8 protein-coding genes are annotated in these 12,785 nt (G+C 49.9%); all 8 read right to left on the reverse strand.

From position 1 onward, the window contains the following. Position 1: 1 nt before the first annotated feature. The 8 genes from AC3ITG_RS22520 to pyrC all read right to left on the reverse strand — a co-directional run bounded on the left by AC3ITG_RS22520 (position 2) and on the right by pyrC (position 12,692). Positions 2-2,908, reverse strand: coding sequence for an ABC transporter permease (locus tag AC3ITG_RS22520; protein WP_489251412.1), 2,907 nt, complete (start codon positions 2,906-2,908; stop codon positions 2-4). Continuing rightward, positions 2,908-4,023: an efflux RND transporter periplasmic adaptor subunit gene (locus AC3ITG_RS22525; RefSeq protein ID WP_489251413.1), complete on the reverse strand. Its 1,116-nt coding sequence runs from the start codon at positions 4,021-4,023 to the stop codon at positions 2,908-2,910. Before AC3ITG_RS22525 ends, AC3ITG_RS22520 begins: the two co-directional genes overlap by 1 nt. Then, a complete protein-coding gene (locus tag AC3ITG_RS22530; RefSeq protein WP_413372615.1) occupies positions 3,986-4,924 on the reverse strand; it encodes an ABC transporter ATP-binding protein in 939 nt (312 codons plus the stop codon). The genes AC3ITG_RS22525 and AC3ITG_RS22530 overlap by 38 nt, the downstream gene beginning before the upstream one ends. A gap of 271 nt (positions 4,925-5,195) precedes the next feature. Next, entirely contained in the window at positions 5,196-5,837 is a 642-nt protein-coding gene (pyrE, locus tag AC3ITG_RS22535) for an orotate phosphoribosyltransferase (protein ID WP_062326374.1), read from the reverse strand. Then, positions 5,834-6,574, reverse strand: coding sequence for an orotidine-5'-phosphate decarboxylase (gene pyrF, locus AC3ITG_RS22540; protein WP_489251414.1), 741 nt, complete (start codon positions 6,572-6,574; stop codon positions 5,834-5,836). The genes pyrE and pyrF overlap by 4 nt, the downstream gene beginning before the upstream one ends. 111 nt (positions 6,575-6,685) lie before the next feature. Further along, positions 6,686-9,904: a carbamoyl-phosphate synthase large subunit gene (carB, locus tag AC3ITG_RS22545; protein ID WP_489251415.1), complete on the reverse strand. Its 3,219-nt coding sequence runs from the start codon at positions 9,902-9,904 to the stop codon at positions 6,686-6,688. Position 9,905: 1 nt separating this feature from the next. Then, positions 9,906-11,048 carry a glutamine-hydrolyzing carbamoyl-phosphate synthase small subunit gene (gene carA, locus AC3ITG_RS22550; RefSeq protein WP_489251416.1) on the reverse strand — a complete coding sequence of 381 codons (1,143 nt, stop codon included), beginning with the start codon at positions 11,046-11,048 and terminating at the stop codon, positions 9,906-9,908. Positions 11,049-11,387: 339 nt separating this feature from the next. Further along, the gene (pyrC, locus tag AC3ITG_RS22555; RefSeq protein WP_489251417.1) at positions 11,388-12,692 is read right to left on the reverse strand and encodes a dihydroorotase; all 1,305 of its coding nucleotides are present in this window, start codon (positions 12,690-12,692) and stop codon (positions 11,388-11,390) included. Positions 12,693-12,785: the final 93 nt, after the last annotated feature.

Consider the following 12,785-nt stretch of genomic DNA (forward strand, 5'->3'; position numbering starts at 1 on the left):
TTTACCTCTCCTCTCCCATTTTGACTGCCTGGTGAACCCGCAGCCTGCGGATTTGCCACAGCAGCATCGTTGCTCCAATGACCAGCATGACCACGGTCACGCCGTACAGTTGCAGCATATCTTTCTCTTCAAATACGATTCGGAACGGAGGTACCTGAGCGGACACATTATCTGTGGTTTGCAGGAAGGGCAGGAACAGACGGCTGGATACCTGACCAATACCAATACCGAGAATGATGGATAGACCCGCCGTGAACACCTGCTCCAACAGCAACATACCACTCAATTGTGCCCGGGATAACCCCATCGCCCGCAGGACACCGAACTGTACTACACGCCCGGATAGATTGAAGAACCAGTACAGAATGTATCCGATCAGGGAAATAATCACCGACACAAGGAATCCGAGACTCAGTATGCCGAACACACCGCCGCGTGATGGATGTTTGCCCTGGGATACCAGCTCTGTACGCACATCGCGTACAGACGATAATTCAATGCCTTCTGCTGCAAGTTTCTCCATCAAAGGAGCGACTTTGGCATCCGGCTCCATCTTCAGCCAGACCTCATATGGAATCAGAGGCACCTGATCATAGATGTAATCCAGATTGGCGATGAAAAACGGCATTTGATCCGGATACTGGGCAGGCCAGTAAGGTATAATGCCAAAGACCACAAATTCAATCGCCTGGCCCTGTACACCAATGGAGACGAGGTCTCCGGTTTTGAGCTTGAATTTTTCTGCAAATTTGGAAGAGATCAATACGGACCCTTCATATTTTCCAAGCAAGTCAAGGTACTTATAAGGATGTGCCGGGAACAGATCGTTGCGGAACCACGCCACTTGGGCAAAATCCACATTGTCGATCCCCACCAGCATTCCCTGTCCACCTGATTTGCCAGAGACAATAATGTTGCCTTTCGTCTGCAGCACTCTCGCTGCATGTTCGACACCATTCAGGCTGCGGAACACTTCAAAAGGTGGCTCGGAATAGATCATCTTCGTGGGTTGTGAAGTACCACCACCCCCACCTGATCCACCTCCGCCGCCATTACCGCCGCCTCCAGAACCACCGCTACCGTTTCCTCCACCCTGTCCACCGCCTGAACCTCCGTTTTGTCCGGAACCCGTTGCCTTAACCTCAGGTGTGCCTTCCCATACCGTCTGCATAATAACATCCGAACCATAGCGATATAACGTGCGCTCGGTTGAGTTCAGATCAATGGTACGAGCCGCCGCCGAGTTATACACACCGAGTCCGAGTGTCAATACAAGCAGGATCATCAAAGGATAATAAGAAGATGATGAACGCGAAAGCTGCGTCAGTGTCAGATACAGCGGAACCGGGAGAAACTTACGCCCGATCAGCTGTATCAGCTTCAAAATCCACGGGAACAACCGTAAGAAGAACAGTCCCAGTGCAAAGATCGCGAGTGCCGGTACAAAGAACAGAAACGGCTGCACCTGAAGCTGATCTGTCGTCATTCCGGTCTGGAACGTCAACATTTGCCGTTCATAGAACAAGTAGTATCCATATCCGGCGAGCCCCAACAGCGCGATATCCAGGAACCAGCGCTGCCATACCGGCGCACGATCTGTACGTGCTTGCCGCCGCTTAGCCGACACAATCGTGGCCCGCGCATAGGTTACTGCCGGAATGAGCGAGGCTATAATTGCCACCAACACGGCGATAAGGCCAAGCAGGATAGCTTCTTTTGATATTCCAATTGGAATGGATTTACGATCCACGAACGACAGAAATCCGCTCGCTGAACCGATGCTTTTCGCCATAAACCATCCAAGAAACGGTCCGATGACAAGAGCAATCGCTCCCAGGAATATACCTTCAAACAGATAAAGAGAGAATATCTGCCGGGCAGAAGCTCCGCGACTGCGCAGAACCGCGATGTCACTTTCCTGCTTCTGTAACGACTGTCTGGCATTCATGGCAATAAAATAAAAGACCATTGCAATCATCGGTGCTGCCAGTGTGAACAGCATGGTCTGCAATTGCAGACTCTGACTGCGGAATTGTTTCAGCAGATCCCCGAAGGTGATGTCCACTTTCGTATCCTTCAACCGCTGATACAGATCGATATCCAGCCTTTCCAGCACAGAGGTCAGTCCCGAGAGCTGGCTTGTTTGAATCTCTTTCAGATCAAATGCATAATACCAACGTGAATTCTGAAGAGGGATACCTTTTTCCTTTAACAAAACATTATTAAATACCGATTCATCCACATATAGTCCGTTCATCATACCGTCAAATCCCTGTACCCAATACGGGCTGCTAGGATCATCCGCTTTGAAAGAACCTATAATCTTCACACGCAACGTAATATCGAGACCGCTGTAAATCGGATATTCCAGAACATCTCCGATATGCAGATCGTTACGATACATGCCCTCTTCCAGCATGACCGCTTCAATAGTATCGTCCTTGACCTGGTTGCCCGGCTTCACTCCCGCAGAATAATTAACCTGTGCATCCAGGCCTGTCATCGTACCCAGACTCATGCTGCGGACCCGGCTGGCATCCACTTTGGTTGGGTCTTCCGGGTTCACCTCTGTGCTGCGGATGGAACGGGAGTTCACATACGTATGAAAAGGAAAACCGATGTCACGGGGCACATCCTCACGAATATATCGATCCACCTCTTCCAGACCACGTGTGTCTGTCTTAACACCACCAGGTGCCTGGTAACTCATGAGCAACGAGCCGGCTGGCAGTCCCTCACTGTTATCCTGCAGCGTCTGGGCCACGACCCGCTTCAGCGCACCATCGGCATACATCGGAATACTAACGGTGAACGCTACCGCCACAATCAGTCCGATCAGTGTGCTGAACGTCATCCAGCGAGTGTTCCACATTTTGCGGAACAACAGTCGAAGCAATGGCAGCCCCATTAGCGGCCCACTACTTTCTGTCCAACGGTCAGACCTTTCAGAATCTCCACATCCGTGGATGTCTGCTGCCCGACTTCTACGTCCACTTCACGCTTGCTTCCATCACTCTCCACCACTTGCACGTACGTTCTTGAACCGATGGAGCGCAGAGCGGATACAGGAATGACAATCGCATTCTCTGTACGCTGCGTGACAATCGATACCGTTAGAGGTGTACCGCGTTCAACCCCTTTGGGCATTTTCGCCAGCGAGACGATAACATATTGATCCAGGCTTTCTTTCGCTGGAGGCGTTCCGCCTTCCCCCGAACCTCCGCCGTTACCACTTCCACTTCCCGACGCTTGGGCTACAGGCATCACTTTAACTTTGCCAGCCACTTTGCCTGCGCCATTAATGTCCACATCCGCCTTCATGCCAGCCGAGAACTTTTCCAGATCTTCCTTGGCAAACGTAGCTGCGACAACCAGGTTGGATGTATCTGCTATGGTCGCAATCGGGTCATAAGCTTTGACAGCCGCGCCCTTCTCCACCTGCACGGCAATGACTGTTCCACCGAATGGAGCGGTCAAAGTGGCTTTACCCAACTGATCCTCCAGATCAGCGAGTTCCTGACGAAGTTCTTCAAAGGCAATCGTGGACTCTTCAAACTCCACCGGGTCCATCTCATCCCGTTTGCGAAGCGTTTCCTTCATTTGCACTTCCGATTTGCGAATCTGCAGGTTTTTAGCCCGGATTTCCTTCTCTACGCTCTCTACATCAAGAACAGCGAGAAGTTGACCTTTTTTCACTTTATCTCCTGGTTTTACATTCAACTCTTTGATATGCATACCATCCAGCGTAAAATACACCTTTTCTTCCCGCTGGCTCATCATCTTGCCGCTTCCGCTTACTTTCTTCTCCAGCGTCTCTGTCCGAACTTCATATTCCGGCTTCTTGGAGATCGTTGGCGGTGTAATTGGCGGAAGTACTTCTTCCTCTGTTTCTGCCGGCAGCAAAGAGCAGCCGGACATCGTTGCAGCCACTATCGCACTAAGCACAAAAAGCGCTGCGCGTTTCCCCATCTTCGGAGCGGCCCCTTTACTTGATAAATCTGCCGTCCGCCATTTCATAAACATGGTCCGCAACCTCCAAAATCGTAGGATCGTGTGTAGTCATACAAATCGTTACTTGTTCAACTTCAATAATATTGCGAAATACAGCCATAACCTGTGCCCCCATTTTGGAATCAAGTTCAGCTGTCGGCTCATCCGCGAGCAATAATCTCGGTCTGTGGGCTATCGCCTTGGCGATAGCCACCCGCTGCTGCTCTCCCCCGGACATCTCGAATGGACGGTGCTTGACTCGTTTGGTTAGTCCAACCAGATCCAGACAATGACCTACCCGGTCCTTCCATTCCGAACGCGGCACGTCCGCCATGCGCAGCGACAGCTCTACATTTTCCCAGGCAGACAACAAAGGCATCAGCGCATACGCCTGAAAAATAAAACCGATTTCCCTGCGCCGCAAAGCGGTCCGCCGCCGGTCACCCCAATCCTGAAGAGGCTGGCCGGAGAACAGAATGTCTCCACTGGATGGCTGATCCAGCCCACCCAGCATATTGAGCAGCGTCGTTTTCCCTGAGCCTGAACGCCCTTTCAACATCACCAGCTGTTGCGGGTTCACTTCCATATCGATGCCTTTGAGCACATGAATAATACGGCTACCCGTCTGGAAACTGCGATGAACATTGCGAACCTCCAGCACAGGTCCGTCATATGGAGGCAACAGATCCTTCTTGGAGGACTTGGACTTCACTTCAGGTTCAGCTGCTGCAACCGCAACTTCCTCTTGGCTTGTTTCACTGGTTATGTCGTGCGGGTCGATGGATGTATTCTGCGGTTCACTTATGTATGCCGATTCCTCCTGCCCGACTGGTTCCTGCTGCTCCCTTTGTCCGACTGCACTGTCCTCGCCTGACTGGCTCTTGGCAGGTCTGATTTTGGAAAATAAATTCTTCATGCCAGCAATCACGCTCATCCTTTCTTCATATCCCGTTCACTTCATCAAGACACTAAAAATAGAAATCTATTCCATACTACACTGCATTATAAACGACGGATCACAACTAAAAGTTACAAGCTTTTTACAACGTTCCAGTGAAAAAGTTAATATTTTGATGAACAAACGAAAAAAGCACCCCAAAGTGCGGGATGCCTCTTGAATATTCGATGAATTTGCCTCTATGGCGGCAATCATTACAATTTTGATACCGTTCACAATCAAACTGTTCAGTCGGGTGTGAATGATATTATTTACCAAATGAAGAAGGATCTTCACGCCAGGATTTGAGCAATTCAAAATCACTCTCCTGGATTGTACCCTCAGCCAAAGCCACATCCATTAAAGCGGTGTAATTGGACAGAGTTTGCAGCGGAATTCCCGCTTCTTCAAAAGCCTTAATGCCTTTGTCCAGCTGATAGCTGAAAATCGCCAGTACAGCCAGTGGAGTCGCCCCGGCTACGCGTACGGCTTCAGCGGCTTTGATTGAACTGCCACCTGTCGAGATCAGGTCTTCAATGACAACAACCTTCTGCCCCTCAGTGATCAGTCCTTCAATCAGGTTCTCTTTGCCATGTCCTTTGGCTTTATCACGAATGTATGCCATCGGCAGATTCAGCTTTTGCGCCACCCAGGCAGCATGTGGGATACCCGCGGTTGCTGTACCTGCGATGACTTCTGCATCGGGATATTGATCACGAATGATCGCAGCAAAGGCTTCAGCAATGTCGTTACGAATCTCGGGATAAGACATCGTTAGACGGTTATCACAATAGATTGGTGATTTGATGCCGGATGTCCAGGTAAATGGCTGCTGCGGACGCAACGCCACCGCTTTAATTTTCAACAGTTGGGAAGCAATATGGTTAGGAATCTCAGTAAGTTCGATCATGCGTTCAACATCTCCTTCAAAATGGTTTCTGCCGCTTCACGTGGATTGGGAGCGCCCGTAATTGGTCTGCCTACAACAATGTAATGGCTGCCTCTGGCAATGGCTTCACCTGGCGTCAGGACACGAGTCTGGTCTCCGAGGCCACTTCCCGCTGGGCGGATGCCTGGTGTGACCGTGTGAAAATCACTGCCACAGGCTGCGCGGATCGCCGGTACTTCCAGCGGGGAAGCAACGACGCCATCGAGACCTGCCTCATGGGCCAGTCCTGCATAACGGACTACTGCTGCCTCAACGCTGCCCTGGATGCCGATCTCGGTATTCATCGTTTCCTGACTGGTACTGGTTAGCTGGGTAACCGCAATAATCTCAGGTCTGCGAAGAGAAGGATCAGTAGCCAGAGCTGCCTCTGCACCTTCACGGGCGGCACGCATCATGCTTGTACCTCCAGCTGCATGCACATTGAACATATCCACTCCCAGACGGGTGATGCTTTCAGCACCCCCACGAACCGTGTTTGGAATATCATGCATCTTCACGTCAAGGAATACCGAGTACCCCTTCGACTTCAGCTCCCGAATGAAGTCCGGGCCAGCGGCGTAAAAGAGCTGCATGCCCACCTTCAGATAACAGGGAATGCCTTCGAGGGCCTGTACCAATTCCTGTGCTTGCTCTGCTCCGGGATAATCGAGTGCCACCATCAGACGGCCAGCCATTTCGTTGAAATTCGGGTGATTCATATTCCAGCGCTCCTTCCAAAAGCTTGATTTTTCCGTTTTTGCCCGATATAAAGGACATCCCGCCAGCCCGAAGGCTGACTGATGTCCTTTATCAGTGACAAATCGTCTTATTTATTTTACAAGAGCTGGCATAGCCTCAGAGGAAAAGTTGATCGTTTGCAGCATGATCAACAGGGCACGGATCGTATCCAGTGAAGTCATACATACAATGCCGTTCTCTACCGCCTCACGACGAATACGGAATCCGTCACGCTGCGGGGTTTTGCCTTTGGTCAGCGTGTTGAACACAAAGTTTGCTTCGCCGCTGCGAATCATATCGAGAATGTTCGGCGAACCTTCACTTAATTTGTTCACCGTCGTCACCGGAATGTTCGCTGCTTCAAGCGCAGCTGCCGTGCCTCCGGTAGCCATGATTTTGTATCCCAGTCTATAGAAACCTTCAAGCAGTGGAACAGCTTCCTCTTTGTCTTTATCCGCTACCGTTACCACGATTGCTCCGGTGGCCGGGATCTTCATGCCTGCACCGATAAGACCTTTGAACAACGCTTTAGCGTAATTCGGGTCACGACCCATAACCTCACCTGTGGATTTCATCTCAGGTCCAAGCGTTGGTTCCACACGACGCAGCTTCGCGAAGGAGAAGACCGGAACTTTTACGGAAACATGATCCGACTCAGGCCATAGACCATCGACATAACCGAGGTCTTTCAGCTTCACGCCCAGAATGGCTTGTGTTGCCAGGTTCGCCATCGGAATGTTGGTTACTTTGCTCAGGAAAGGTACTGTACGGGATGAACGCGGGTTCACCTCGATGATGTACACTTGACCCTTATGGATAACAAACTGGATGTTAACCAAACCGATCGTTTTCAGTTCTTTTGCAATCTTGATTGTAATCTCTACAATTTTCTCTTTGAGATCCTGGGACAGGTGCTGTGGCGGATAGACCGCGATAGAGTCACCGGAGTGAACCCCTGCGCGCTCGATATGCTCCATGATACCCGGAATCAATACCGTTTCACCATCACAGATCGCGTCAACCTCAACCTCTTTACCCATCATGTAACGGTCGATCAGGACCGGATGCTCCGGATTGATTTTAACCGCCTGTTCCATATATGTCAGCAATTCAGCATCGGAGTATACAATCTCCATCGCACGACCGCCGAGTACATAGGAAGGACGAACCAGTACCGGGTAGCCCAGACTTTGAGCCGTTTCAACCGCATCATCTACCGAAATGACTGTTTTGCCTTTTGGTTGTGCAATTTCCAGACGGGAGAGCAAACGCTCGAACTTCTTGCGATCCTCTGCCTCATCAATGTTTTCCAGATCTGTTCCGAGAATCGTTACACCAGCGGCACGCAGTGGTGCTGCCAGGTTGATTGCTGTTTGACCACCAAACTGTACGATAACACCTACAGGCTGTTCCTGTTCGATAACGTTCATTACATCTTCGAAGAACAGGGGTTCAAAGTACAAGCGATCCGATGTATTAAAGTCCGTAGACACCGTCTCCGGGTTGTTATTGATGATAACTGCTTCATAGCCTGCTTTTTGCAGAGCCCATACCGCGTGTACTGTGGAGTAGTCAAACTCAATCCCTTGACCGATCCGGATTGGACCAGAACCCAGTACGACTACTTTTTTCTTATCTGAAGGAATGACTTCATTCTCAGTTTCGTAAGTAGAGTAGTAATATGGCGTTGTTGCTTCAAATTCAGCTGCGCACGTATCTACCATTTTGTAAACTGGACGAAGGTTTTCCTCTTCACGGCGTGCTCTGATTTCAGCTTCTTTCGTTAGCGTACCTCCTGGTTGACCTTCAGCACGCAGCTCAGCAATGGCACGGTCTGTGAAGCCAAGACGCTTCGCTTGATACAAGGTTTCGGAGGACAATTCGGATTCCTCGCGAATGCGATCTTCGAAGCTGATCAGCCCTTCGAGTTTATCTAGGAACCACCAGTCAATCTTCGTCAGATCTTGAAGCTGTTGCAGTGTATAACCTCTGCGGAATGCTTCAGCGATCAGGAAGATACGTTCATCGTCGGCTTTGATCAAACGCTCGTTCAGCGTTGCTTCATCAAGTATTTCGGCATCTTTCAGATACAGACGGTGTACGCCGATTTCCAGGGAACGAACAGCTTTATGAATCGACTCTTCGAATGTACGGCCAATCGCCATAACTTCGCCTGTCGCTTTCATCTGTGTACCCAGTTTGCGGTTCGCCGAGATGAACTTGTCGAACGGCCAGCGTGGGATTTTGCTCACGATATAGTCCAGTGTTGGCTCAAAGCATGCATATGTTTGGCCCGTTACCGGGTTCACGATTTCGTCCAGTGTGTAACCCATGGCAATTTTGGCAGCCATCTTAGCAATTGGATAGCCCGTTGCTTTGGAAGCTAGTGCCGAAGAGCGGCTTACCCGTGGGTTAACTTCGATAACATAGTACTGGAAGCTGTGCGGATCAAGCGCAAACTGTACGTTACATCCACCTTCGATGTTGAGGGCACGGATGATTTTCAGGGAAGCTGAGCGCAGCATTTGATATTCACGATCAGACAACGTCTGGCTTGGTGCCACAACGATACTGTCGCCTGTATGAATACCTACCGGGTCAAAGTTTTCCATGTTGCAGACTACGATACAGTTATCGTTTTTGTCACGCATAACCTCATACTCGACTTCTTTCATGCCTGCAATGCTCTTCTCGACCAAACATTGACCGATCGGGCTATAACGAATACCTGCTGCTACCGTTTCGCGTAGTTCTTCTTCATTCGCACAGATTCCGCCGCCTGTTCCGCCAAGTGTGTAGGCTGGACGAACGATGATTGGATAACCAATCTCATTCGCAAAATCAAGTGATTCCTCAAGTGTTGTTACGATTACACTCTCAGGCACAGGCTGCTCCAGTTCGCGCATCAGATCACGGAACAAATCACGGTCTTCCGCTTTCTCAATGGATGTGAGCTGTGTTCCGAGCAATTTGACATTCTCACGCTCAAGGACACCTGCGCGTGCCAGTTCCACAGCCATGTTCAGACCCGTTTGACCGCCAAGGGTTGGCAGCAAACCGTCTGGACGTTCCTGACGAATGATTTGCGTTACAAAATCCAGTGTAATCGGCTCAATGTACACTTTGTCAGCCATGTTGGTATCCGTCATAATCGTAGCCGGGTTGCTGTTGATGAGTACAACTTCCACGCCTTCTTCTTTCAGTGCCTGGCATGCTTGTGTACCGGCATAGTCGAACTCGGCCGCTTGACCGATGACGATTGGACCTGAACCAATCACCAGGATTTTTTTGAGATCTTTGTTAATCGGCATGTTATTGTGCTCCTTTCACTGCGGCTGCCAGTACGGCTTGACGCGGCTGTTGCGGGTGAGTAATCTTGTGCTCCCGAATCATCTCGATGAAGCGGTCGAACAGATAGCTGTTATCATACGGTCCTGGAGCTGCTTCCGGGTGATACTGAACGGAAAACGCCGGGAATGTTTTATGTTTTAGACCTTCAATGGTCTTATCGTTATTGTTGATATGTGTCACTTCAAGCTCTGTATTTTTCACGGATTCTTCGTTTACGGTGTAACCGTGGTTCTGAGATGTGATGAAGCAACGTCCGCTCTCCAGTTCTTTGACCGGGTGGTTTCCGCCGCGGTGTCCAAACTTGAGTTTCTCTGTATCGGCTCCTGCCGCAAGTGCAAACAGTTGGTGACCCAGGCAGATTCCGAAGATCGGATATTCGCCGAGCAGTTCACTGATCATTTTAACCGCGTGAGGTACGTCTTTCGGGTCCCCAGGGCCGTTGGACAGCTGAATGCCATCCGGGTTCATGCGGCGAATTTCGTCCGCTGTTACATCATGCGGAACTACAACAACGTCACAATGGCGTTTGCTGAGTTCACGCAAAATCCCTGTTTTTGCACCGTAGTCAACCAATACAATACGTTCAGCCGTTCCCGGGCTGTTGTAGACATGTTGAGTAGAAGTCATAGGAACCTGGTTACGCAGCTCAGCGATGCTGGTGTCTCCCATCATCTCCAGCAACTCTTCCACAGGTTTCGATCCTGTTGTGAGAATTCCTTTCATTGTGCCGTGGTGACGAATCCGGCGAGTCAGCATCCGTGTATCAATCTCGCTGATCCCAACGATGCCATACTCTTTAAGCAAATCGTCTACGCTGTATTCCGCACGCCAGTTACTTGGTGTCGGCTCATGACGGCGTACCACAAAACCGTGTACGAACGGACGAATCGACTCGAAGTCGTCACGCGTAATGCCGTAGTTACCAATCAGTGGGTACGTCATGGTTACGATTTGACCGCAATAAGAAGGATCCGAAAGCACCTCTTGATAGCCTGTAATTCCCGTATTAAAAACGACCTCACCAGTTGTTTCACCTTCAGCACCGAATGCTTTCCCGGTGAACAGTGTGCCGTCTTCCAACAATAATCTTGCCTGTGCCTGCATCCCATTTCACTCCTCTGTGTTTATCAAAGTTGAATACTTTGAGTTGAACATGGGGGACATTACGTTTGGTGCGGCTCCGTGGGCAGAAAACCCTTTGATCGCTGTTATCCCCGGATTACTTTGATCCATTCTTCAAATGGAGTAATCCGGTGATAAAGGCGAACGCTTTGCTTCTTCGGGTTCTTTCTGCCCACTCCGCAGTTACGTTGGTGTCCATGTTCAAAAGCATTATTCAACTTTTCTTTGTTTCGTATATTGGACTCTCGGCATTGGTCTGCCTCGAGTTAGTTGTAAAGATGTTATTGAATTAAAGAGTTAATGATTCATTTGTGTAGCGATTTATTGTTCTACCGTGTTGTTCCACACGCTTTTGCCGTCCACCCATGTCTGTACCGGCCATCCTTTTAGCTTCCAGCCTGTGAAAGGAGTGTTTCTTCCTTTGGTAGCGAAAGCTGCCGGGTCAACCGCTTGTTCCTGGTTCAGGTCAATCATCGTGATGTCCGCAGGTGCTCCCTCTTCCAGCTTGCCAGTATCCAGTCGGAATACCCGTGCCGGATCAGCTGTCATGCGTTTAACGAGGAAGTCCAGGCTCCAAAGCCCTGTTTCCACAAACTTCGTGTACAGCAGCGGGAAAGCTGTCTCGAATCCAACGATACCGAACGGTGCCAGCTCCATGCCTTTTGCTTTCTCTTCTTCGCTATGAGGCGCGTGATCGGTAACGATCATGTCCAGCGTTCCGTCCAGCAAACCTTCGATACAAGCTTGCACGTCGCGTGGTGAGCGAAGAGGCGGGTTCATCTTCCAGTTGGCATCCATGCCAGGGATATCTTCATCCGACAACACCAGATGGTGAGGACATACCTCGGCAGTTACTTTAATACCGATGGACTTCGCCAGGCGAATCAAGCGAACCGACTGCTCCGTACTTACGTGGCAGACGTGGTAGTGAACTCCCGTTGCTTCTGCAAGCAGGATATCCCGGCCTACGTGGATGGCCTCGGATTCATTAGGGATACCTTTGATACCGTGACGCTTCGAAAACTCGCCTTCTGTCACATATCCACCAACTACCAATGAGTCGTCTTCGCAGTGAGCGATGACTGGCATATCCATGCTTGCTGCGAGGCTCATAGCATCTTTCATCATTTGAGCGTTTTGTACGCCCACGCCATCATCCGTGAATCCAATCGCACCTGCTTCTTTCAAAGCAGCAAAATCCGTAAGTTCACGTCCAAGCTCGTTCTTCGTAATAGCTGCATAAGGCAGTACTTTAACCAGGTCGGCTTCTTTGGCTTTATCCAAAACCAACTTAACGACATCCGCGCTGTCTGTTACCGGTCTTGTGTTTGGCATACATGCAATCGTTGTAAAACCGCCTTGTGCTGCCGAACGGGCACCCGTCTCGATCGTCTCTTTATGCTCGAATCCAGGTTCACGCAGATGCACGTGCATATCAATCAAACCGGGAATGACCAGTTTGCCTGAAGCATCGGTTACGCTATGCGCTGATTGCTCTGCTTTCAATACCGCTTCGTCTTCCACTCCAGCGATCTTTTGAATTTTTCCTTCATCTATAATGATCGTTTTCCGTTCAAGTTCCCCTTGTTGATTCAAGATGTTCGCGTTCTTTATAATCTGTAGCATAATTGCCCTCCGCTTCGGTTCTGTCCGACTTGCCAGACAAGTCGGATGATTTTCTTTATCGTGTACCCTCACATTGCTCTATAAGAACTTCCG

The sequence above is a fragment of the Paenibacillus sp. GL_099_B genome, assembly GCF_057835695.1.